The sequence below is a fragment of the Streptosporangium fragile genome (assembly GCF_039534445.1).
Taxonomy (GTDB): domain Bacteria; phylum Actinomycetota; class Actinomycetes; order Streptosporangiales; family Streptosporangiaceae; genus Streptosporangium; species Streptosporangium fragile.
This window is the reverse complement of sequence record NZ_BAAAVI010000007.1, coordinates 103,386-126,417: the sequence shown is the minus strand read 5'-3', so window position 1 is coordinate 126,417 and position 23,032 is coordinate 103,386. Positions and strand designations below refer to the sequence as shown.

The 23,032-nt window shown below is 72.1% G+C and carries 20 protein-coding genes; 8 read left to right on the top strand and 12 right to left on the bottom strand.

The genetic code is table 11. The features are described from left to right. Positions 1-249: 249 nt before the first annotated feature. The 7 genes from ABD841_RS07085 to ABD841_RS07055 all read left to right on the top strand — a co-directional run bounded on the left by ABD841_RS07085 (position 250) and on the right by ABD841_RS07055 (position 8,017). Entirely contained in the window at positions 250-1,596 is a 1,347-nt protein-coding gene (locus tag ABD841_RS07085) for an ABC transporter substrate-binding protein (protein WP_344969046.1), read from the top strand. A gap of 78 nt (positions 1,597-1,674) precedes the next feature. Next, positions 1,675-2,655: a carbohydrate ABC transporter permease gene (locus tag ABD841_RS07080; protein WP_344969044.1), complete on the top strand. Its 981-nt coding sequence runs from the start codon at positions 1,675-1,677 to the stop codon at positions 2,653-2,655. After that, positions 2,652-3,533, top strand: coding sequence for a carbohydrate ABC transporter permease (locus ABD841_RS07075; protein ID WP_344969042.1), 882 nt, complete (start codon positions 2,652-2,654; stop codon positions 3,531-3,533). Before ABD841_RS07080 ends, ABD841_RS07075 begins: the two co-directional genes overlap by 4 nt. Beyond that, positions 3,530-4,954: a GH1 family beta-glucosidase gene (locus ABD841_RS07070; RefSeq protein WP_344969040.1), complete on the top strand. Its 1,425-nt coding sequence runs from the start codon at positions 3,530-3,532 to the stop codon at positions 4,952-4,954. The genes ABD841_RS07075 and ABD841_RS07070 overlap by 4 nt, the downstream gene beginning before the upstream one ends. A 32-nt stretch (positions 4,955-4,986) precedes the next feature. After that, entirely contained in the window at positions 4,987-5,994 is a 1,008-nt protein-coding gene (locus ABD841_RS07065) for a LacI family DNA-binding transcriptional regulator (protein ID WP_344969038.1), read from the top strand. Positions 5,995-6,085: 91 nt separating this feature from the next. Continuing rightward, entirely contained in the window at positions 6,086-6,985 is a 900-nt protein-coding gene (locus ABD841_RS07060; protein WP_344969036.1) for an aldose 1-epimerase family protein, read from the top strand. 42 nt (positions 6,986-7,027) lie between these two features. Further along, positions 7,028-8,017, top strand: a complete 990-nt coding sequence (locus ABD841_RS07055) for a phosphotransferase family protein (protein ID WP_344969034.1) — start codon at positions 7,028-7,030, stop codon at positions 8,015-8,017. 101 nt (positions 8,018-8,118) lie between these two features. Here ABD841_RS07055 and ABD841_RS07050 read toward each other — a convergent pair whose 3' ends face one another. The 7 genes from ABD841_RS07050 to ABD841_RS07020 are packed head-to-tail and all read right to left on the bottom strand — an operon-like array spanning position 8,119 to position 17,031. Further along, complete coding sequence (locus ABD841_RS07050; protein ID WP_344969032.1) at positions 8,119-9,645, bottom strand: FGGY-family carbohydrate kinase; 1,527 nt, start codon at positions 9,643-9,645, stop codon at positions 8,119-8,121. Continuing rightward, positions 9,642-11,297, bottom strand: a complete 1,656-nt coding sequence (locus ABD841_RS07045) for a glycerol-3-phosphate dehydrogenase/oxidase (RefSeq protein ID WP_344969030.1) — start codon at positions 11,295-11,297, stop codon at positions 9,642-9,644. The genes ABD841_RS07050 and ABD841_RS07045 overlap by 4 nt, the downstream gene beginning before the upstream one ends. Positions 11,298-11,356: 59 nt before the next feature. Next, positions 11,357-12,244 (bottom strand): 3-hydroxy-5-phosphonooxypentane-2,4-dione thiolase, encoded by an 888-nt coding sequence (gene lsrF, locus ABD841_RS07040; protein WP_344969029.1) that lies wholly within the window; start codon positions 12,242-12,244, stop codon positions 11,357-11,359. Then, a complete protein-coding gene (locus ABD841_RS07035; protein ID WP_344969027.1) occupies positions 12,237-13,253 on the bottom strand; it encodes an ABC transporter permease in 1,017 nt (338 codons plus the stop codon). The genes lsrF and ABD841_RS07035 overlap by 8 nt, the downstream gene beginning before the upstream one ends. Next, positions 13,250-14,209 (bottom strand): ABC transporter permease, encoded by a 960-nt coding sequence (locus tag ABD841_RS07030; RefSeq protein WP_344969025.1) that lies wholly within the window; start codon positions 14,207-14,209, stop codon positions 13,250-13,252. Before ABD841_RS07030 ends, ABD841_RS07035 begins: the two co-directional genes overlap by 4 nt. Next, positions 14,202-15,800: a sugar ABC transporter ATP-binding protein gene (locus tag ABD841_RS07025; protein WP_344969023.1), complete on the bottom strand. Its 1,599-nt coding sequence runs from the start codon at positions 15,798-15,800 to the stop codon at positions 14,202-14,204. Before ABD841_RS07025 ends, ABD841_RS07030 begins: the two co-directional genes overlap by 8 nt. Before the next feature lie 49 nt (positions 15,801-15,849). Then, entirely contained in the window at positions 15,850-17,031 is a 1,182-nt protein-coding gene (locus tag ABD841_RS07020; protein ID WP_344969021.1) for an ABC transporter substrate-binding protein, read from the bottom strand. 229 nt (positions 17,032-17,260) lie between these two features. On the opposite strand from ABD841_RS07020, the gene ABD841_RS07015 reads away from it, so the two are divergent. Next, on the top strand, positions 17,261-17,998 hold the full coding sequence (locus ABD841_RS07015) for a GntR family transcriptional regulator (RefSeq protein ID WP_344969117.1): 738 nt from the start codon (positions 17,261-17,263) through the stop codon (positions 17,996-17,998). Between the two features lie 284 nt (positions 17,999-18,282). Here the strand turns inward: ABD841_RS07015 and ABD841_RS07010 are convergent, their stop codons facing one another. From ABD841_RS07010 to ABD841_RS06990, 5 genes are read right to left on the bottom strand one after another with little or no spacing between them, the layout of a single operon-like run. After that, positions 18,283-18,780 (bottom strand): RidA family protein, encoded by a 498-nt coding sequence (locus tag ABD841_RS07010; protein WP_344969020.1) that lies wholly within the window; start codon positions 18,778-18,780, stop codon positions 18,283-18,285. Continuing rightward, the gene (locus ABD841_RS07005) at positions 18,777-19,283 is read right to left on the bottom strand and encodes a (2Fe-2S)-binding protein (protein ID WP_344969018.1); all 507 of its coding nucleotides are present in this window, start codon (positions 19,281-19,283) and stop codon (positions 18,777-18,779) included. The genes ABD841_RS07010 and ABD841_RS07005 overlap by 4 nt, the downstream gene beginning before the upstream one ends. Beyond that, positions 19,280-21,526 carry a xanthine dehydrogenase family protein molybdopterin-binding subunit gene (locus ABD841_RS07000; protein WP_344969016.1) on the bottom strand — a complete coding sequence of 749 codons (2,247 nt, stop codon included), beginning with the start codon at positions 21,524-21,526 and terminating at the stop codon, positions 19,280-19,282. The genes ABD841_RS07005 and ABD841_RS07000 overlap by 4 nt, the downstream gene beginning before the upstream one ends. Then, positions 21,523-22,389, bottom strand: a complete 867-nt coding sequence (locus tag ABD841_RS06995) for an FAD binding domain-containing protein (RefSeq protein ID WP_344969015.1) — start codon at positions 22,387-22,389, stop codon at positions 21,523-21,525. Before ABD841_RS06995 ends, ABD841_RS07000 begins: the two co-directional genes overlap by 4 nt. After that, the gene (locus ABD841_RS06990) at positions 22,386-23,018 is read right to left on the bottom strand and encodes an SRPBCC family protein (RefSeq protein ID WP_344969013.1); all 633 of its coding nucleotides are present in this window, start codon (positions 23,016-23,018) and stop codon (positions 22,386-22,388) included. The genes ABD841_RS06995 and ABD841_RS06990 overlap by 4 nt, the downstream gene beginning before the upstream one ends. Between the last annotated feature and the right edge of the window lie 14 nt (positions 23,019-23,032).

Below are 23,032 nucleotides of genomic sequence, written 5' to 3'. Positions count from 1 at the left end.
GTGATGGGAGCGCTCCCAAATACCTGATTGAGGCTTATATAACTGTTTATCACTGTTAATCCCCCCCGAACAGGCCAGATGTAACGGTTGAGTTTCGGCATATTGACGCGCTGGTTGCCCATCGTCCACTCTTCGTGGGAGCGCTCCCAAAGCACATGAGGAACCACCGCGCCGCGGACACGTCAATCGGGGACCGGTCCGCGGTGTCACCTCCCACTGATTCGGGCGACCACCTGAGAGGGGTCCGGAATGTTGAACAACAAGCGGCAGGGCAAGCTCGCCGCCGTAGCGGTCATGGCGGCGACTGCCCTGGCCATCACCTCGTGCGGTTCCAGTGAGCCCGCCAAGCCCGCCGCGGGCGGCGGTTCCGCCGCGGCCGAGCCGGTGACCATCACCGTGCACACCTTCGGCGGCGGCGAGAACTTCGGCTACGACAAGGCCGTGGAGAAGTGGAACGCCGAGCACCCCAACATCCAGGTCAAGTACCAGAACCTGACCGACCGTTTCGAGGACGTCTACCTGCCCCAGCTCCTGCAGAAGCTGCAGGCCGGCAGCGGCGCGGCGGACATCGTCGGCATCGACGAGGGCGCGATGGGCCTCATGAAGTCCCGCCCCCAGTTCTTCACCGACCTGTCCGAGCACGGGCTGGACAGCCGCAAGGCCGACTTCCCCGCGGCGAAGTGGGAGAACGGCATCAACAAGGACGGCAAGCTCTTCGCGCTCGGCACCGACATCGGCGGCATGACCATGTGCTACCGCAAGGACCTGTTCGAGAAGGCCGGGCTGCCGACCGACCGTGAGGAGGTCGGCAAGCTCTGGCCCGACTGGAACGCCTTCATGGAGGCCGGCAAGAAGTTCCAGGCCGCCTTCCCGGCCAAGGGCGACCCCAAGTTCCTCGACGGGCCGAACACCCTCTACAACGTGGTCCTGTCGCAGGAGGCGCCGAAGAACGGCAACATCGCCTACTTCGACACCGGCAACCAGCTCGTCATCGACAAGAACCCGGCCGTCAAGACCGCGTTCGACACGGTGAAGTCCTTCAGCGAGGCGGGCCTGACCGCCAAACTCGCCTCCTTCACCCCCGAGTGGAACGCCGCGATCAAGAAGGGCGGCTTCGCCACCATGGGCTGCCCGGCGTGGATGCTGGGCGTGGTCTCCGGCGCGGCCGGTGACGAGAACAAGGGCAAGTGGGACGTGGCCGCCGTTCCCGGCGGTGCCGGCAACTGGGGCGGCTCCTACCTGGCGGTTCCCAAGCAGAGCAAGCACCCCAAGGAGGCCGCCGAGGTCCTGAACTACCTCACCGGCAAGGAGGGCCACGTCCTGGCCTTCCAGGAGGCAGCGGCCTTCCCGAGCTCCCTCCCCGCCCAGCAGGACCCGGCGGTGGCCGACCTGAAGAACGAGTTCTTCAACGACGCGCCGACCGGCCAGATCTTCGGCGCCTCGGTCAAGGACCTGCTCCCCGTCTTCCTGGGTGAGAAGCACGCCCAGGTGAAGACCGCCGCGGAGAAGGTCCTGGAAGGCATGGACAAGGGCTCGATCCCCTACGGCGAGGCCTGGACGAAGTTCGTCGAGGCCGGCACCAAGGCAGCGGGCTGATCCCCGTCCTGACCCGCACGGGCCCGGCGGCCGTCCCGCCGCCGGGCCCGTCGCCTGTCCTTGATCTGAAAGGCTGACATGACCCTCAAAGTCGATACCGCCGCTCCCCCGCGGCCACCTGGCTCCCGCGGGGTGTCGGGCCACCGGGCCTCCGGGCGCGGCGGCAACGGACTCGCCAGGTTCGACCTCCGGGCGACGCCCTACTTCCTCGTCTCGCCGTACTTCGTCCTGTTCACGCTCTTCGGCGTCTTCCCGCTCGGCTACACCCTCTGGGTGTCCCTGCACGACTGGGAACTCGCCGGAGACAAGACCTTCCTCGGGCTCGACAACTACATCGAGCTGATCGCCGACGGGGCCTTCTGGAACGCGGTGGTCAACACGGTCGGGATCTTCGTCATCTCGACGATCCCGCAGCTCGTCCTGGCGCTGATGCTCGCCAACGCCCTCAACAAGCGCATCCGGGGCCGGCTCTTCTTCCGCCTCGGCGTCCTGCTCCCGCTGGTGACCTCGGTCGTCGCGGTCGCCGTGGTCTTCACCCAGCTCTACAGCCGCGACTACGGCATGGTCAACTGGTTCCTCGGCATCTTCGGCGTCGAGCCCATCGAATGGCAGAACCAGAGCTGGACCGCGTGGATCGCCATCTCCACGATGATCGACTGGCGGTGGACCGGCTACAACGCGATCATCCTGCTGGCCGCCATGCAGACGATCCCCAAGGACCTCTACGAGGCCGCCTCCCTCGACGGCGCCTCGCCCCGGCGGCAGTTCTGGCAGATCACCGTCCCGATGCTGCGCCCGACGCTCATCTTCGTCGTGTTCGTCTCCACCATCGGCGGCCTGACCCTGTTCGCCGAGCCGGTCATGTTCGAGGGCAACCCGACGATGGCCGGCGGCGCCACCGGCCAGTACCAGACGGTGGCCATGTTCATCGTCAAGGAGGCGTTCCGCGACTTCGACATGGGTTACGCCTCGGCCGCCGCCTGGCTGCTGTTCGCGCTGATCCTCATCGGCACCCTGATCAACTACTCCTTCACCCGCCGTATCGGGGGTAACAAGTGACGGCGATCCAGACCCGGCCGCGCCCGGCGCCCCGCTCGGCCGCGCCGAACCGCATCTGGGACGCGGGCCCGCTGACGAAGGTGGTCCTCGCCTTCGCGCTCGTGCTGTCGGCCTTCCCGATCTACTACATGTTCATCATGGCCACGCGGACCAACGACGAGGCCCTCGACACCCCGCCGCCGCTGCTCCCCGGCGGTACCCTCGGCGAGAACGTCGAGCGGCTCCTGGCCGCCGATGACGCGTACTTCGCCACCGGCCTGATCAACTCGGCCATCGTGGCGACCACGGTGACCGTCTCCGTCGTGCTCATCTCCACCCTGGCCGGCTTCGCCTTCGCCAAGCTGAAGTTCCGGGGAAGCAAGATCATGCTGGGCCTGATCCTGGTGACCATGATGGTCCCGCTCCAGCAGATGGGCATCGTCCCGCTCTACGAGATGATGGTGACCCTCGGCTGGACCGGCCAGATCCAGGCGGTGATCCTGCCCTTCCTGGTCAACGGGTTCGGGGTCTTCATGATGACCCAGTACACCACCCAGGCCGTGCCGGACGAGCTCGTCGAGGCGGCCCGCGTCGACGGCGCCTCCACCATGCGTATCTACGTGAGCGTCGTCCTGCCCGCGGTCCGTCCGGGCATGGCGGTTCTCGCCCTGCTCACCTTCATGCAGAACTGGAACGAGTTCATGTGGCCGTCGATCGTGCTGAACCCCGAGAACCCGGTGGTGCAGACCTCGATCGCGGCGCTCAACCAGGCCCACGGCACCGACTACGTCATGCTCTTCACCGGCACGGCCGCCTCGGTCCTCCCCCTGTTCATTGTCTTCATCGCGTTCGGTCGTCAGATCGTCGGCGGACTCATGGAAGGTGCGGTCAAGGCGTGACCACGCAAGATACGCAGATTCAAACCCCGGAACTGGTATTCCCGACGGGCTTCGTCTGGGGTGCGGCCACCTCCGCCTACCAGATCGAGGGCGCCGTCGCAGAGGACGGCCGCGGCGTGTCCATCTGGGACACCTTCGTCCGGCAGCCCGGCCGGGTGGTCAACGGCGAGAACGCCGACGTGGCCATCGACCACTACCACCGCTACCGCGACGACGTGCGGTTGATGAGCGAGCTGGGCCTCGGCGCCTACCGCTTCTCCGTCTCCTGGCCCCGGGTCCAGCCCGACGGCAGCGGCGCGATCAACGCCAAGGGGCTGGACTTCTACGACCGCCTGGTCGACGAACTGCTCGCGCACGGTATCGACCCGTGGGTGACCCTCTACCACTGGGACCTGCCCCAGGCGTTGCAGGACGCGGGCGGCTGGCCGTCACGCGAGACGTCGAAGCGCTTCGCCGACTACGCGGCGGTCGTGCACGCGGCGCTGGGCGACCGGGTCCGCAACTTCAGCACGGTCAACGAGCCCTGGTGCGCGGCCTTCCTCGGCTACGCGTCGGGCGAGCACGCCCCCGGGCTGCGCGACCCCGCCAAGGCCGTGTCCGCGGCGCACCACCTCCTGCTCGCGCACGGCCTGGCCGCGCAGGCGATCCGGGCCCAGCGCGCCGAGACCAGGATCGGCGGGTGCGTCAACCTCTACGCGATCTCGCCGCAGACCGGCTCCGAGGCCGACCTGGACGCCGCCCGCCGCATCGACGGCCTGCAGAACCGCTTCTTCCTGGACGCCCTGCTGAAGGGCGCCTACCCGGCCGACGTCCTCGCGGACCTCGGGCAGTTCACCGGATTCGTGCAGGACGGCGACCTGGAGATCATCTCGGCACCGCTGGACATGCTGCTGATCAACTACTACAGCCGTTTCACCGTCTCGGGCACCCCCGGCGGGGCGGCCTCGGCCGCCGCGGCGCCGACCGACAGCGGATCGCCCTGGGTCGGCAGCGAGCACGTGTCGTTCGTCGGGGGCGGGCGGCCCGTGACGGCGATGGGATGGGAGATCGACGACGCGGGGCTGCTGGAGATCCTGCACCGGCTGGCCGCCGAGTACCCGCGGATCCCGCTGGTCATCTCCGAGAACGGCGCGGCCTTCGACGACGTCGTGGGCCCGGACGGTGTCGTGCACGACCGCGACCGCCTGGACTACATCGAGGCCCACCTGCGCACCTGCCACGCGGCGATCGAGGCGGGCGTGCCGCTGGAAGGGTATTTCGCCTGGTCGCTGATGGACAACTTCGAGTGGGCGTGGGGGTACGGGAAGCGGTTCGGCCTGGTCCACGTCGACTACGAGACCCAGGCCAGAGTTCCCAAGGAGAGCGCTCTCTGGTATGCCGGGACCATCAGGCGTGGAGGTTTGGGCGGTCCGGCAGAATAGGGGCCGGCGCAATTCATCGAGGGGGCGGACACATGAACGGCGACCGTCGTCCGACACTTGAGGCGGTCGCGGCTCTGGCCGGTGTCGGCCGCGGCACGGTGTCGCGGGTCATCAACGGCTCGCCGAAAGTGAGCGAGAAGGCTCGCGACGCCGTGCTGAGCGCGATCCAGGAACTGGGGTACGTCCCCAACCGCGCCGCCCGTGCGCTGGTCACGCGGCGCACCGACACCGTCGCCCTGGTCGTCTCCGAGTCGGAGCTGCGCGTCTTCGACGAACCTTACTTCGCCGGGACCATCCGCGGCATCGGCTCGGCCCTGTCCGAGACCGGGCTGCAACTGATCCTCGCGATGACCCAGTCGCCGCAGGAGCACGAGCGGCTGGAGCACTACCTGACGGGGCAGCACGTCGACGGCGTGCTGCTCATGTCCCTGCACGGCGCCGACCCGCTGCCGGGGCGGCTGGAGGCCATGGGCGTGCCGACCGTCATCGGCGGGCGCCCCATCGGCCTGACCCCCTACAGCTACGTCGACGTGGACAACCGGGCCGGGGCCCGCCAGGCCGTCAAATACCTGCTGGGCAAGGGGCGCCGGCGGATCGCCACCATCGCCGGGCCGCAGGACATGGGCGTGGGCGTCGACCGGCTCGCGGGCTACCGCGACGCGCTGCTCGCGACCGGCCTGGGCGAGATCGTGGCCTACGGCGACTTCAGCGAGGGAAGCGGCATGGTCGCCATGCGCAAGCTCCTGGCCGCCAACCCCGACCTGGACGCCGTCTTCACCGCCTCCGACCCCATGGCGCTGGGCGCGATGCGGGTGCTGCGTGAGGAGGGCAAGGCCATACCGGACGACGTCGCGGTGATCGGCTTCGACGACTCGCCGGCCGGGGCGCACTCCTCCCCCGCTCTCACCACGGTGCACCAGCCCACCGAGGCGATGGGCCGCCAGATGGCCCACCTCCTCGTCGCCCGCATCAACGGCGAACACCTGGAGCAGCCCGTGGTGATACTGGACACCCACCTGGTCGAGCGGGCTTCCGCCTGACCGGCCCGCCCCCGGCCGGTGCGCCCCCGCTCCGGCCGCGGGCGGACCGCGCCGTCCCCACTCCCCCGCCTCCCCCACCGAAAGGACGCCCGTGTCCCGCCAGTTCACCCTCCGCAACGGCGCCATGTACGCCGAGATCACCGAGCGGGCCGCGGCCCTGCGCGTGCTCCGTCACGGTGAGCGCGACCTGGTGACCAGCTGGCCGGCGGACGAGCCGATCCCGTACTACAGCGGGACCCTGCTCGCTCCCTGGCCCAACCGGATCGCCGGCGCCGCCTACACCTTCGAGGGCGAGACCCACCGGCTGCCGGTGAACGAGCCCGAGCGGGGCAACGCCCTGCACGGGCTGGTCGCCGAGGTCGAGTGGCGGGCGACGGAGCGGCCGGAGGCCGCGGGCGACGGCGAGCCCGGCTCCGTGCGGCTGGCGCACACCATCGCGCCCTCCCCCGGCTACCCGTTCACCCTGGACCTTCAGGTCCTGTACTCCCTGACCCCCGACGGGCTGACCACCACACTGACCGCGGAGAACGTCGGCGACCGGCCCGCCCCCTACGGCTGCGGGCCGCACCCGTGGCTGCTCCCCGGCGACGTCGGGGACTACGAGCTGCACCTGCCGGCGACGAAGGTCCTGCTCGTCGACGACCGGCTGCTGCCGAGTTCGCTGGAGGACGTCTCCGGCACCCCGTACGACTTCACGAGCCCGCGCGCGATCGGCGCCACCGCGGTGGACCACGCCTTCACCGGGCTGCTGCCCGGCGCGGACGGGCTCGCCCGGGTGCGGGTGACCGGCCCGGACGGCGGGGTCGAGGTGCGCTGGGACCCGGCCTCGCTGCCCTGGGTCCAGGTGTGCACCGGCTCGGCCCTGGCCCACTCCGGGCTGGCCGTGGAGCCGATGACCTGCCCGCCGGACGCCTTCAACTCCGGTACCGGCCTGATCGTGCTCCAGCCGGGCGAGAAGGTCGAGTCGTCCTGGACGATCTCCGCCGTCTAGTACGGCCGGCGCGGCCCCGCGACGACACCCCGAGGTGAGGCGATGGAGAGCAGGACGAAACGCGCGCTCGCGCCCGGCGAGCTCGACGCGCTGGCGCGGCGGGCCGTGGGCGCCGGGGTCGCGACCGCCACGGAGCTGACGGACGGCTTCGCCAACGCGGTCTGGCGGCTGCGGCTGCTCGACGGGCGCGAGGTGGTGCTGAAGCTGTCACCGCCGCCGGAGCTGGAGCAGCTGCGCTACGAGCGCGACCTGCTGCGCACCGAGGCCATGGTCTACGGGCTGGTGGGTCCCGCCGGGGTGCCGGTGCCCGAGCTGCTGCGGGCCGGGTTCGACGACCCGGTGCTGGGCGGCGACTACCTGGTGCTGTCGGCCCTCGACGGGGTGCCGTGGAACCAGGTCCGGCCCGCCGAGGCCGACGGGCGCGCGCTCCGCCGCGAGCTCGGCGGGCACCTGGCCCGGCTCAACGCGGTCACCGGCGACGTGTACGGCTACCCGCACGCGGGCCTGACCGGTGCCACCTGGCGGGCCGCCTTCCTGGCGATGCTCGGGGCGCTCCTGGCCGACGCGGGCCGCTACGTCATCGCGCTGCCCCGGCCGGCGGCGGAGATCGCCGCGGTCGTCGAGGCGAGCGCGGGCGTCCTGGACGAGGTGACGACGCCCCGCCTGGTCCACTTCGACGTGTGGCCCGGCAACGTCTTCCTGACCCGCGACGCGCGCCCGCGCATCCAGGCGATCATCGACCACGAGCGGGCGTTCTGGGGCGACCCGCTGGCCGACTTCGTCACCCCGACCATCTTCGGCGAGCTGACGGAGGACGACGAGATCGTGGCCGGGTACCGCGAGGCGGGCGGCACCGTGGAGTTCACCGCCTCCGCCCGCGCCCGGATGGCCCTGTACCGCCTGTACCTCTCCCTGATCCTCCTGGTGGAGAACGGCCCCCGCCAGTACCCGGAGGAGGACTACGCCCCCCTCCGCGACCACGCGGCCGCCGACGTGCTGCGGGCCCTCGACCTGCTCTCGGCGGCACCGTAGCCGGACGACGCCCCGGGCGCGTCCGGCGCCGGGCGGGACGACCGGCGCGGTCGCGCCCGGCGCCCCCGAGATCACCCGGGGTCGCGCGACGTCACCCCGGGTCACCCGGGGTCGGCGGTGCGGTACCGCTCGACCTCCGACCAGGCGGCCGACATGCCGGCCAGGCACCGGTCGAAGACCTCGGAGTGCCGCAGGTAGGCGTCCCGGTCGGGACCGGGGCGCACGCACAGGTCGTCCCCGTCGCTCACCGACCAGGGCCGGGCGTCGTGGCCGAGCGCGGCGGGCAGCAGCGAGGCGACCCCGCGCGCGCCCAGCTCGGTGGTGAGCTGACGGCGGACCGGACGTCCCAGCACGTCGGCGAAGATCTGCGCCCACACCTCCGACCGGGCGCCCCCGCCGGCCAGGCGCCACGGACGGTCCCCGATGCCGGCCCCGCTGGCCAGGACCCGGTCGAGCTGGACCCGGTGGTACTGGGCGACCCCCTCGATGACCGCGCGGGTGAGGTGCCCGCGCCGGTGCATGCCGGAGATGCCGAGGAAGGTGCCCGACGCCGCGGGGTGTTCGGGGGCGCCGTTGACGAAGGGCAGGAACAGCAGGCCGCCCGCGCCCGGAGGCACCGTGGCCGCCTCCTTCAGCAGGTCCGCGGCGGGGACGCCGCCGGTCTGGCCGTGCGGCACCCCCGCGGACGCCAGCCACTCGAGGTTGGCGGCCGAGGTCGGCGCGACCTCCATGGCCAGCATCGTGGCGGGGTCGGGCAGCAGCGCGCTCAGCGTGACCCCCGGCGCCGGGGTGCTCGCGGGCACCACGACACCGTTGATGGCCCAGGTCCCGACGATGATCGTCACATCCCCGAGGTCGCGGCCCCCGGCGCCCAGGGTCGCCGCCACACAGTCCATGCACCCCGCGATCACCGGCAGCCCTTCGGGGAGACCGGTGGCCGCCGCGATCCGGGCGCTCAACCCGGCGACCACGTCGCCGGACTGCCGCAGCGGGGGGAAGCGGTCGAGGTCGGTGGCCGGCAGCCCCACCAGTTCCAGCGCCGTCGCGCTGTACGCGCGGGTGTCGAGCGCCACCATGCCGAAGGCGCTGGCGTCGCTGAAGTCGGCGCTCGCGACGCCGGTGAGCTGCGAGGTGACCCAGTCCTTGCAGGACAGGGCCCACCGGGTGGCCTCGTAGGTCCTCGGCTGGGTGTCGTGCAGCCAGCGCAGGAGCACGGCGGGCTGGGCCGCCCACGGGATGGATCCGGTCTCCCGGGCCAGCCGCCGGGCCTGTTCCGCCGGGATCGCGTCCACGATCCGCTGGGCCCGGCTGTCCGACGACGCGATGGCGGGCCCGACCGGCCGCAGGGAGGCGTCGACCGGGTACAGGCCGTTGCCGTGGGCCGCCACACCGATACCGGCCGGCGCGTACCCGTCGGCGGCCAGCTTTCCCGCGAGCTCGCCGAGCAGCGAGACGACCGTGTCGGCCAGCCCGGTCATGTCGACGTCGTGGTGGTGCGCGGTCACGCTGGTCCGGGGCGTGCGGGCGTGGACGACGCCGAGCTCCCGCCCCTCGGTGTCGAAGGCCGCGACTTTCGAGGCCGTGAGGCCGACGTCGACGCCGATGTAGCACGTGCGCGGGGCTGTCACGAGGCCCTCCTGTCGCTGCTCCGTCGTGATGCTGAAGTGGTCAGGGCCCGCGGCCGGAAGCGCCGCAGCTCGACCTCGTAGCCGGCGAGCTCGGCGCGGGCCCGCTCCTCGTCCCAGCCGGCGTGGCGCACCGCGACGTCGGCGCAGGCGGCCGCCGCGCTCAGGCCCATGTCGGCGCCGAGTCCGACAAGCATACGCCGGAGCAGGATGTCACCCAGCGTCACGGCCCCCTCCTCGCGTATCGCCATGACCACCTCGGCGGCGAGCGCTCCGGACTCCTCGTGGACGACCTCGGCGAGCGCGGGATCCGCGGCGGCGAGGTCGAGGACCCTGCGCGCCCGCACGCCGTAGAGGTCGAGCAGCCGGCGCGACTGCGCCGCGGGGAGCGGCGACGAGCGTGTGAAGTCCCCGGCGAAGGCCCGCCAGTCGGCGGTGTCGGCGCCCGGGAACGCCCGGGAACGGGTGAGGCAGCGCCGGGGCCCGCGCCCGAGCACCCGCAGCACCTCGTCGGTGACGTCCTCGGCGAGGGCGCGGTGGGTCGTCAGCTTCCCGCCGACGACCGTGAGCAGCCCTCGGTGGGCGGGGGCGTGGCTGTGGACCGTGTGGCCGCGGCTGATCTTGGCGTTGTCCGAGACCCCGGTGGTGTACGGCAGGGGCCGGACGCCGGCCACGCTGTACAGCACGTCGCCGGGGGTGAGCCCGGCGCCCGGGAAGATCCGGTTGGTCTCGGCGAGCAGGTAGTCGATCTCGGCGTCGCTGGCGACGACCTCGTCCAGATCCCCGTCGTAGGTCAGGTCGGTGCTGCCCAGCACGTAGCGGCCCGCCCAGGGGAAGACGAAGATGGGCCGCCGGTCGGCAGCGGCCTCGAAGAAGATGCAGGTGTCGGGCGCGCCCGGGAACGGGTCGACGACGACGTGGCTGCCCTTCGTGCCGCCGTTGAGACGCCGGCTGGGCACCTGCCCGTCGAGGATCCGGTCGATCCACGGGCCTGCCGCGTTCACGGTGACGGCGGCCCGGATCTCCGCCCGCTCCCCGGACCGGTTGTCCTCGATCCTTATCCCGGTGACGCGGTCGCCCTCCAGGCGCAGCCCGGTGACCGTGGTGTGGGTGAGCACCCGCGCGCCGAGCCGCCGGGCGTCGAGGAACAGCTCGACGCAGAGCCGCTCGGCCCACGGCACCTGCGCGTCGTGGAACAGCACCGCCCCGCGCAGCCCGCGGGTCGACAGGGCCGGCCACCGCCGGGCCACCGCGCGGGTGGGGACGCCGCGGCTGCGCCCCTGCTGCCGGCCCACCGCCATGACGTCGAACGCCGCCAGGCCGAGGCGGATCAGCGGGCCGGGCCTGCTGTTGCCCGCGTAGAAGGGGATGAGCATCGGGTAGTCGTGGACGAGGTGCGGGGCGTTGCGGAACAGGAGGTGCCGCTCGCGGATGGACTCCTTCACGAGTTTGAAGTCGTAGCGCTCGAGGTACTTCAGCCCGCCGTGGATCAGCCGGCTCGACGTGCTCGTCGTGCCCGACCCCAGGTCGGCGCGGTCGACGACGACGACGCGCAGCCCGCGGGCGGCGGCGTCACGGGCTATGGCGAGCCCGTTGATGCCGGCTCCGATGACCGCGAGGTCGACGTCCTCGGGGCCGGCGTGGTGGTGCGACATGGGAGCTCCCGGAGATGGCGGGCGCCGACCCCGGCCGGGCCGCGCGCCCTCGGCAGGGGTCAGGATGCTGCGTTACCGGCCGACCGCTCCCGGAAGAGCTCGTAGGCCTCCTCGGGCTTCGCGTCGCCGTGCACGACCGCACGGACCGCCGCGAGCATGGCGGCGGGGTGCTCGCTCTGGAAGATGTTCCGGCCCATGTCGACGCCGGCGGCGCCCTCCTGGATCGAGCGGTAGGCCATCGTCAGGGCGTCGAGCTCGGGCAGCTTCTTCCCGCCCGCGACGATGATCGGCACCGGGCAGCTCGCGGTGACGGTCTCGAAGCCCTCCTCCACGTAGTACGTCTTGACGATGTGCGCGCCCATCTCCGCGCTGATGCGCGTGGCCAGCCGGAAGTACCGGGCGTCGCGGACCATGTCCTTGCCGACGGCGGTGACGCCGAGCACGGCGACGCCGTGCCGCTGGCCGGCGTCCACGAGCGCGGCCAGGTTGGCGACCGACCGCGACTCGTGCTCGCCGCCGATGAACACCTGGATGGCCAGGGCGGCGGCGTTGAGCCGGAGCGCGTCCTCGATGTCCAGGGCGATGTGCTCGTCCGACAGCTCGCGCAGGATGCTCGGGCCGCCGCTGGCGCGCAGGACGATCCCGGCCTGGCTGTGCGGGGGGATGCTCGTGCGCAGCGCGCCCCGGGTCATCATGATCGCGTCGGCGTCGGGCACGAGCGGGGCGATGTTGGCGTCGAGGCGCTCCAGCCCGGCCATGGGCCCGACGAAGTATCCGTGGTCGAACGCCAGCATGACCGTCCGGCCGGTGTCCGCGCGGAAGATGCGCGAGAGCCGGTTCTGCAGGCCCCAGTCCTGCGCGTGGGCGCCCTTGACGTGGAAGCCGCCCGCCGCGGGCCCGGCCGCCCCGAAGTCGCGGGCGTCGAGCAGACCGTCGGTGTCAGCCATGGGTGTTTTCTCCTGTGGTTGTGAGGGTCGCGGCCGCCGGACGCGGCCGCCGTCTGAAGAGGGATGGGGTGCCGGTGGCGCGGTCGCCCCCGCCGGCGAGGAAGAGGACCAGGAGCACGAGGCCGCCCTTGAGGAGGTTCTGCGCCGCGGTGCTCCAGCCCACGAGGTTGACCAGGCCGTCGAGCAGGATGAAGAAGAGCGCGGCTCCCCAGACGCCGACGGGCACGGCCCGCCCGCCGGAGATGAGCGTCCCGCCGATGACGACGACGGCCACCGAGTCGAGCAGGTAGCGGGTCCCGAGGTCCGCGGAGGGCGCGATGTAGGCGGCCAGCAGCGAACCGGTCAGGCCGGCCAGCGCGCCGCTCGCCAGGTACGTCGTCGCGATGATCCGCGCGACGGGGACGCCGGCGCGCTCCGCGGCCCGGCGGTTCTGCCCGACCGCGATCAGCGACCGCCCGTAGACCGTACGGCGCAGCAGCGCGACGACCAGCGCCGTCACGGCCGCGACGGCCACGGCGAGGAGCGGCACGCCCGCCGGCCGCAGGTTGAGCAGGTGCCGGAGCCCGGGATCCGGCACCGCGGCGAAGCCGTCGGCCAGCGACAGCGTGACCGACGAGGCGACGAGCCCCGCGGCCAGCGTGGCGATGATCGGCGGGACGGACAGGCCCAGGATCGCCACGGTGCTGACCACCGCGACGGCGAGGCCCACGCCGATGCCCGCGACGATCCCCGCGGTCGCCGAGCCGGTGGCCGCGGCCGTCGCGACGGAGACGAACCCGGCCAGGGAGATGATCGGCGCCACGGAGACGTCGATGTTGCCGGGGCCGGCGGTGATGACGAGCATCTGCCCGAGCCCCACGATCACCAGGTAGGGCGCCAGGGACAGCGCGAGGGAGACCGTCTGGCCGCCGCCCTGGCCGGAGATGGCCAGGATGGCCAGCCAGACGAGCGCCGCGGCGGCGAAGCCCCAGATCCACGGGCGCGTACCGAGCGCACGGAGGTTGTTCATCGCAGCACCTTCCCGACCACGACGCGGCCGGCGAGCACGGCCAGGACGATCAGGCCTTGGACGGCCGACTGCATGGTGGTCGGCACGTCGAGCAGGCTGAGGACCACGCTGACCAGGCCGAGGGTCACGCCGCCGATCGCCACGCCCCAGGGCACGGCGCCGCCGCCCTGGAAGGAGCCGCCGCCGAGGATCACCGCGGCCACCGTCATAAGGGTGTAGCTGGAGGCCGAGGACACGTCCCCGCCCCCGGTCTGGGAGGCCAGGACGAGGCCGGACAGCACGCCGAGCGCGCCCGCGGCGGCGTAGGCGATGGCGCGGGCCGCCAGCGGGCGCAGGCCGGCCCGTTCCAGCGCCACCGGGTTGCTGCCCAGGGCGCGCATCCGGACGCCGAGGGCGCTGCGCGCGGTGAGGAGGTAGACCAGCGCGGCGACGAGGAGGATCGGCAGCAGCGGCGCCGGGAACCCGGCGGGCTGCCACGTGCCGAAGGCCGCCAGCCACTCCGGGGTCGTCCCGCCGGGTGTCGGCAGGATGAACAGGCCCAGGCCCAGCCAGACGAACGACGCGCCGAGCGTGGCGATGAGCGACGGCACCCGGCGCAGGTGGACGAGGGTGCCCAGCACGGCGTAGGCCGCGACGAGCCCGAGCAGGATCAGGACGCCGGTGACCGGGGACGACACCAGGCTGGTCGCCGCGACCACGGTGACCAGGCCGACGAAGGTGCCGATCCCGAGGTCGATGTCGCCGACCGACATCAGCGTCATCTGGGCCTGGGCCGCGATGACCAGGGGCACGGTCGCCGAGAGGACCAGGGAGAGGCCGGCCACGGTCAGCACGTCCGACTGCAGCGACGCGCAGACGGCGATCATGGCGACCAGGGCGACGGCGCTGACCGCGGCCGGGGCCGTCCGGCGCATCCGCGCCCGGGTCGGCAGGGCCGGAGCGAGGAGTTCAGCCATGGCTCGGCACCCCGCCGTCACGGCTCCGGGCCGCACCGGCCCCGCCGGTCTCGGTCACCCCGCCGACCTCGGCGAACGAGACGGCGATGATCCGTTCCTCGGAGATCTCCTCACCGGTGAGCTCGGCGACGACCTGCCCGGCGCGCAGCACGTACACCCGGTCGCAGTGGACCATCTCCGCGTTCTCGCTCGAGTACCAGACGACGCTCCGGCCCCGCGCCGCCTCCTGGCGGATGAGGCGGTAGAGGTCGGTCTTGGTGTGCACGTCGACCCCCCGGAAGGGGTCGTCGAGCAGGACGATCTCGGCCGCCGAGGCGAACGCGCGGGCGACGATGACCTTCTGCTGGTTGCCGCCGCTGAGCTCGGTCATCGCGGCGTCCGGGCCGCCCCTGACCGCCAGGCGCTCGACCCAGTCCCGCACGACCGCGCCCTCCTCCGCGGGGCGGCGCAGACCCCGGCGGGCGATGCCCCGCATCGCGGTCACGATGAGGTTCTCCGCCACGGTCCACAGCGGCAGGACCCCGGAGCGCTGCCGGTCGCCCGGCACGTACGCCCGGGTGCCGTGCACCCTGGTGTCGCGCCGGACGGGGTGCCACAGGCGTTCGAGCACCTCCTGCTGGCCCTGGCCCGCCAGCCCGGCCAGGCCGACGACCTCGCCCGCGCCGACCCGCACGGAGACGTCGCGCAGCCCGGGGCCGGTGGCCCCGCGCAGCTCGGCCGTCACCGGGCGGTCCCCGGAACCGGCCGTGGCGGCCCTGACCCGCTCGTCCTCGGTCCGGGCGGCCACCTGGGCGCCCATCAGGGTCAGCACGTCGTGCTCGCCCAGCCCGGCCGCGGGACGCTCGGCGATGACGGCCCCGTCGCGCAGCACGGCGACGCGGTCGGCCACCGAGAGGACCTCGCGGATGCGGTGCGAGATGAGCAGGACGGCGACGCCGCGGGCGGTGAGGGCGCGGACGTAGTCGTACAGCGAACGCGCCGCGTCCGGTCCGAGGGACTCGGTGGGCTCGTCGAGGATCAGCAGGTCGAGCCGGTCCACCAGGCTGGCCCGGGCGATCTCCACCATCTGGCGCTGGGCGAGCGACAGGTCCTCGATCCGGTCGCGCGGCGTCACCTTGTGACCGGGGAACATCTCGTCGAGCCGGCGCCGCGCCGCCTCGCCGGCCGCCCGCCGCCACCTCAGCCGCGGGAGGCAGTGGCGCGAGGACACCCAGATGTTCTCCGCGACCGTCAGGTCCGGGCAGAGCGAGGTCTCCTGGTAGGCCATCCGCACCCCGCGGAAGGCCGCGGCCCGCGGCCCGGCCTCGCCCGAGGCGTCCCGCCCGCGGACCGCGACCGTGCCCTCGTCGCAGGCTTCGAGCCCGGCGAGGACGCGCATCAGGGTGCTCTTGCCGGCACCGTTGTGACCGACGAGGCCGAGCACCTCGCCGGCGCGGACCTCCAGGTCCACACCGGCCAGGGCCCGGGTGCGCCCGTACGTCTTGGTCACGCCCCTGGCGAGGACGACGGGCTGCCGGTCCGGTGCTCCCTGTTCCGCTTCCGCTCCCCGCGGAGCCGCGAGCGGCTCCGCGGGGGATCTGTCGACGTGCATGACGAGGTCTCCCACGTGTGTTCTCCCGATCAGCCGTGCTTTCTCCGGATCAGCCGGCGGCCGTCGGAATCGGCGGCTTCACCGGCTCGCCGCCGGTCTGCACGGCCTTCACCTGCTGGCGGAACAGCTCGCGCGTCCAGGGCCAGGCGGCGTACTCGTCGGGCTTGAGCGCGCCGGCCCACGCGTCGCGGTCCTTCTGCTCGATGAGGACGATCGGGAAGGTCATGTGCTTGGGGATGTCGCGCTTCTCCAGCAGGTCGAGCGCCTCCCACAGCGCGGCGACCGACTGCCCGGGGTCGGACATGACGGCCACGGAGCCGTTGTCGATCTTGTTGTCCTTCCAGTAGTTCAGCGCGCGGCCGTTGGTCTCGAACGTCACCGCGGGGACGGGCTTGCCCGCCGTGGCGAAGGCCTGGGCGACGCCGTAGCCGTCACCGCAGCCGATCACGCCGTCGATCTTCGACACGCTGGAGAGCACGCCCAGCACGGCCTTCTGCGCGGTGGCGCCGTCGCACATCCCCGTCACCGTGGCGGCGGTCTTCACGCCGGGGTACTCGCCGAGGATCTTCTTGGTGGTCTCGAACATCTCGGCCTCGGGCTGCGAGCCGACGACGCCGCGGCTGACGATGACGTCGCCCTTGCCGCCGATGCCGTCCAGCAGCGGCTTGGCGGCGTACGTCGCCCAGTCGACGAAGCTGTTCTGCAGCACGTACGCGCACTCGGAGTCGATCGCGGAGTCGAAGACCACGACGGTGACGCCGGCGGAGCACGCCTGCTGGATGACCGGCTTGAGCGCGGTGGGCGAGGCCGGGTCGATGAGCAGGGCGTCCGGCTTCTGGAGCAGGAGGCTCTTGATCTGGGCGACCTGCTCCGTCGCCGAGTTGTCGCCGGGCGCGTTGACGACCTTGTACTTGCTGATCAGGCCGTCGGCCTGGGCCTGCTTGGCGGCCGCCTCGAACTTGGCGATCATCGTCTGCCGCCAGCCGTTGCCGATGAAGCCGTTGCTCAGGGCGATGAACGGCTTCTCGCCGCTCGCCTCCTTCGCGCCGGCCTGGGCGGTGTCGGGGGAACCGCCGGAGCCGCAGCCCGCGGCCAGGACCGCGAGGGCGGCCAGCGAGGCCGCGGAGGCCGCACGCCAGGGCCGGGGTGTGGGACGGGTACGCATCATGGTCTCCAGAAAGAACAGGTCCGCCGGAGCGGTGGGAGTCGGGGCCGCGAACTCATCGCTCACAGAGGGCGGGGCGGCGCAGTAATTACAGGCCTGTAGTGACAGGTACGCTAAATCGGCGTTACGGGCGTGTCAAGGGTCACTTCTTTCCTTGACAAACTACGGAGGGATCAGACAGTCTCCACGGCAAGTTAGGCAACCTGTTACTACAGGCCAGCTACCCTGTCATGACAGGGTCTGCCGCCGTGGCATGCTCTTCTGGACGATGCCGCAAGGAGGGTTTTCCGTGACCATGACGTATCCGCGCCTCGACCGCGACGGATCCGAACCGCTGTGGATGCAGCTGATGCGGGCGTTACGGGCGCGGATCGAGAACGGCGAGCTCGGCCCGGACCAGCCGCTGCCGTCCGAGGCCGAACTCAGCGACATGTTCAGCGTCTCCCGCACCGTCGTCAGGGAGGCACTGCGCGAGCTCGTCCAGCAGCGCCTCATCTACAAGGTCAAGGGACGCGGCGCCTTCGTCTCCCCGCGCAAGACCGAGGTGCGGTTCATCGGCTCGATGTCCGGCTCCGCCGACGACCTGCGGGAATCGGGCCGCCGCGTGACGACCCAGACCATCGGGCAGACGCTCGGCGAGGCGGACGAGCGGGAGGCGGCCCTGCTGCGGATCCCCCTGGGAGAGCAGGTCGTCCGGCTGCGCAGGCTCCGGCGCGTCGACGGGCAGCCGTGGCTGCTCGTCGACACCGCCCTCCCCGCGCGCCTGGTACCCGGTCTGGAACGCACCGTGCTGGAGAACCAGTCGCTGTACGACGTGCTGCGCCGGCGCTACGGGATCGAGCCCGCCGCCGCCGACCGGTGGATCGAGGCCGTCTTCCCCGACCGCGAGGACGCGGCGCTGCTGGAGGTCACCACCTCGACGCCGCTGCTCGGCATCGAATCGGTCGCGTGGCTGGACGACAACACCCGCTTCGAGGCCTACTACGCCCTCCACCGCAGCGACCAGACCCGCTTCTACGTCGGCATCCGCTGACCGGGAGGACACCGGCGCGGGCCACCGCCTTTCCACGATCGTAAATCCGCGCGAGAATCGCCCGGAGCACGCGGCAGGAGCGAGCCTCTGGCCTCGCCCCGGACGAACGCCGATCAACGAGCCCGAGGGCCCTCGCAGCGAGTGGTCAGCCCGCGGTCACCGATCCCGAACCGCGGCGGCCGTCTCCGCATGGTCGAAGGCGTGCCGCCTTCGACGGCACGCCCCGTGTCGAACGGTCACCGTGCGTCGAGCGGTCACCGGTCGCGTTGCGACTCTCCGGCCGGTCACAGCCGGTGACGCCCGTGCTGTGCGCTCTGTCCTGCGCCTTCCGTCCTCGCGGCTAGGACCTCGACCTCGACGGGGCTGTGACGCGGCAGGCTGGAAACGCCGATGGCGGTTCTGCTGTGGTGGCCGTGCCCGCCGAGAACGTCCACCAGGAGCTCGGACGCCGCGTTGGCGACCTCGCTGTGCTCGGCGAAACCCCGGGCTGCCGCCACGTAAACGGTCAGGCGGACCATCCGCAGACCGTCCAGGGTTCCCAGGTGGGCGTGCAGATGCGCGAGCGCGTTGGCGGCCGCCTGACGAGCGCATCCGCGCGCCAGGCCGAGGTCGACGTCTTCACCGACGATCCCGGTGGCCATCAGCCTCCCGTCGCGCACCGGGATCTGACCGGCCACGTAGAGCAGGCCGTCATGGGCGCTGACGGGAAGGGTCGGCCCGGAGGGGCGCGGTGGTTCGCCGACCGAGTAGCCGAGATCGAGCAGGCGGTCGGCGGGGCTCATGCGCACCCTCCTTCGCCCGAGGCGCAGGCCCCCGCCCTTCCGCACAGCGAACCGACCGCGTCGAGAATCTGCGGGTAGGTGCCGCAGCGGCAGAGATTGCCGCTCAGGTACTCCCGGATGGTGTCGTCGTCCGCCTCCGGGTGTTCCTCCAGCAGGGCATGGGCCGCGAGCGTCATCGCGGGGATGCAGAAGGAGCACTGGAAGGCGTGGTGATCGATGAAGGCTTCCTGGACGGCGGCGCCCGCCTCGGTGCCGTCCAGCCCCTCCGCGGTGACGATCGTGCCGCCGTCGGCCATGGCCGTGAGCATGAGGCAGCCGCTCACCGGTTTTCCGTCGAAGATGACGGTGCACGAACCGCACACGCCGATCCCGCATGTGGTCCGGACACTGTGGAGGCCGAGGCGCTCGCGAAGCGTCCGCACCAGGGGTTCGGACGGCTCGACGTCGAACGTTTCGGCTGAACCGTTGACGCGCAGGGTCACCGTCTTCGCCGGGTCGGTCATGGCTGGCTCCCCGCCTCCTGGTCAAGGGTTCGAAGGACGCGTTCGGGGGTCATGGGGAGCTCCCGGATGCGGATGCCGCATGCCGCCCTGATCGCGTTGCCGATGGCCGGCGCCATCGGGGGTACGGTCGTCTCACCCACACCGTGCGGCTCCCGCGGACCTCCCGGAGGGCTTTCGATCGCGGAATCGCCCAGGAGGATCGGCATGTCGAGGACCGAAGGGATCATGTAGTCGGACAGGTTCGGATTGACGATCTGGCCGTCCTCGTAGACGAGTTCCTCGAACAGCGCCGGACCGAGGCCGAAGATCATGCCGCCGTTGTTCTGCTGGCTGACCCTGACCGGGCTGACGGTACGGCCGGAGAAGGACGCCCCATAGGCACGGAGGACGCGGACCTTGCCCGTTTCCCGTTCGACGTCGACCTCCACCGCGACCCCGCCCTGGTGCCAGTGCGTGCTGGCGCTGCCCTGACCGTCGGCGTCCAGGGAGTTCAGGCCGCCCGTCGAGGCCCACCGCCCGTGGCCCTCGCAGTGGTCGAGGCCGCTGCGACGGAGGATCTCCTCGTAGGTGACCCGGCTCGCGTCGGGACCGGAGAAGCCACCGGGGGCGTCCTGGAGACGGGAGGGGTCGGTACCCAACGCGGTGGCCGCGAGCCCTCGCAACTTCTCCCGCAGCCGCGCGGCCGCGTCCTCGACCGCCGCCCCCATCGCGAACGTGGTCCGGCTGGAGGCCGTGAGCGAGTCGTACGGCGCGACGGCGGTGTCCGGCGGGCGTACGGAGACACGGCACTCGGGCAGCCCCAGGGCCTGCGCGGCCAGCGTGCGCATCGTCGCGTGGGCTCCCTGCCCGATCTCGACGCTGCCGGTCAGCAGCTCGGCGCCGCCGTCGGCGTCGAGACGGAGGACGCACTCGCTGCGCGAGGGCGTCTGCGTACTCTTGATCACGAGTGCGACGCCGGTCGCCCGGGCGTGGCCCGGTCTCCTGGGCGGTGCGGGAGGCAGGTCCGCCAGGCCGGAGGTCACCGCGTCGAGAATCTCGTCGTAATGGAGGTCCTTCATGACCTCCCCCGTCGGGTAACGGTCCCCGTCCCTCAGCAGGTTGACGCGGCGGATCTCGACGGGATCGATCCCCAGGTCGGCGGCGATGTCGTCGAGCTGGGACTCGTACGCCCAGCACAGCTGGGAGGTCATGGCGCCGCGGAAGGGCCCCGACGGAACGGTGTTGGTGTACGCGGTCGTCGAGGTGACCGACACGTTGGGCACGTTGTACGGCCCCGGTGCCCGGACCATGCCGTAACCGGCGGCGTCGGCGCTGTTGGTGGCGTAGGCTCCCGCGTTCCAGAGCACGTCCACGACACGGGCGACGATGCGCCCGTCGGCGCGGACGCCGGTCCGGATGCGCACCCGCGCCGCGTGCTTGCAGACGGTGTGGAACTCCTCGGCCCGCGACAGTTCGAGTCGCACGGGGCGGCCGACCGCCCTCGCCGCCGCCGCCACGACGGGCTCGATCGTGGTGACCACCTTGGCACCGTATGCCCCGCCGACGTTCCGGCAGCGGACCCGCACCCGTTCTCCGGGCAGTCGCAGGGCACGGGCCACGGTTTCCTTCACCACGTGGGGGGCCTGCGTGGAGGTCACGACCTCGACGTCGCCACCGGTCCACCGGGCGAGCGCCACATGCGGTTCCATCGGCACGTGGCTGGCGGACGGGCTCACGTAGGTGTCCTCGTAACAACGGTCGGCGCCCGCCATGGCGGTCTCGGCGTCGCCGTGGCGCAGCGTCCACGTGGCCAGGACGTTCGTGCCGTGCGCCGCATGGAGGAGCGGCGCGCGGTCCGAAACGGATTCCTGAGGATCGACGACGTGCGGCAGGTCGGCGTAGTCGACGTCGACGAGGGAACACGCCTCGATCGCGGCCCGCCGCGTCTCGGCCAGGACGACGGCGACGGGGTCGCCCACGTAGCGGACCCGGTCGTGGGCGAGGACCGGCTGGTCCTGGCGCGCGTCGCCGAACACCAGGGGCTCACCGCCGGCGGCCAGGTCCTCGGCGGTCAGCACGGCGACGACGCCGGGCGAGGCGGTGGCGGCCTCGGTGTCGACGGACCTGATCTCCGCGTGCGGGACGGGGCTGCGGACCAGGGCCGCGTGCAGCATGCCCGGTATCCGTTCGTTCAGCACGAACGGCAGCCGGCCGGTGACCCGCGCGCGGGCGTCGGACATTCGCGCGGTGTTGGACTGATTCATCGGCTGCTCTTCTCTGCTGCTTCGGCGAGCGCCCGCCGGATCATGACGTCGATCAGGCGGGTGCGATACCAGGCGGAACCGCGGGCATCGTCCAGCGGCTCGACGAGCTCCGCGTACCCGGCGGCCACGGCCTTCCACGTCGACGGGGTGGCCGCCTGCGCGGTCGCCGCCGCCAGGACGTCCGGGAAGATCTGCGGGGTGCCGGCGACGGCGCCGACCACCACCCGGATGTCGGCCACCGTGCCGCCCGTCGTCCGCAGGCTGGCCGCGACACCCACGCAGGGGCGGTCCTCCGAAGATCGGCTGATGTACTTGACGTACGTGGATCGGGTCCCCGCCTCGGGGACGGGCACGAGGATCTCCGCGATGATCTCACCCTCGTGCAGGGCGTTCTCGTAGAACCCCGTGATGAGCCGCTCGACGGGAACGCTCCGCTCTCCGTCGAGTGAGACGACCCGGCACGTCGCCCGGTGGGCCACGAGCGCCGCGGGCGGGTCCGAGGCGTAGTCGGACTCGGCCAGGTTTCCCGCCAGCGTCGCACGGTTGCGGATGCGTACGTTGCCGACCCGCCGGCACGCCTCGGCCAGGCCCGGCAACGCCTGCCGGACCAGGGGGTGAGCCGCCACCGCGGCGAGCGTCTCGCCGCCGCCGATCCGGATCGTGCGGCCCACGAGCTCGACGCCGGAGAACATCGGATCCCGCACGCGATCGAGGCTGATCAGCACGGACGGGGCGACGAGCCCCTGCTCGATCATCAGCACCAGCGCGGTTCCCCCCGCGATGATCTTTCCTTCGTCCCCCGCGTCCGCGAGTGCCTCAAGCGCTCCGGCGAGATCGCCCGGCCGGTGGAACTCCCCGATCATCGAGCGCCCCGGGCGTGATCGGCCGATGCCGGTCTCCGGAGGCGCCGGGTGAGCGCGCGCCACAGGGACCGGAGCGCGACACCGAGGAGCAGGCGCGCGGTGAGTTTCCGCGGCGTTCCTTCCTCGGGGGTGGGGCCGCCGTCCCGCGCGCCGGTGGGATCGCCCGCGCGCGGGTCACGCCCTTCGTCCGCCCCGGCCGACGGGACCGACGCGCTGATCCTCGCGTTCACCTCCCTGGTGAAGTCGCGCACGACCTCCTCGGCCGTCGCCTTGATCACCCCGCTGCCGAGCTGCGCCATCCGCCCGCGGAGAACGACGTCGGCCACCGTGGTGACGGTGGTCGAGCCCTCCGCGGTCTCCACCAGGTCGGCAGTGAACGACACCTGGACCGAGGTGCCCGAGGCCCTGTCCCGGCCCCGGCCCGAGGCGCTGAGCCGGCCGGGCGCCATGCCGCGGGCCAGCGTGACCTCTCCCTGGAAACTGGTCTTGATGGGCCCGACGTGCAGCTTCAGCGTGCCCCGGTACCGGTCCGGTTCGATCTCCTCGATGTTCTCGAGGCCGGGGACGCATGGACCCAGCTTCGCCATGTCCGTCAGGAATTCCGCCACCGCGTCGCGCGGTGCGGTCACCGTGAAATCCTTCT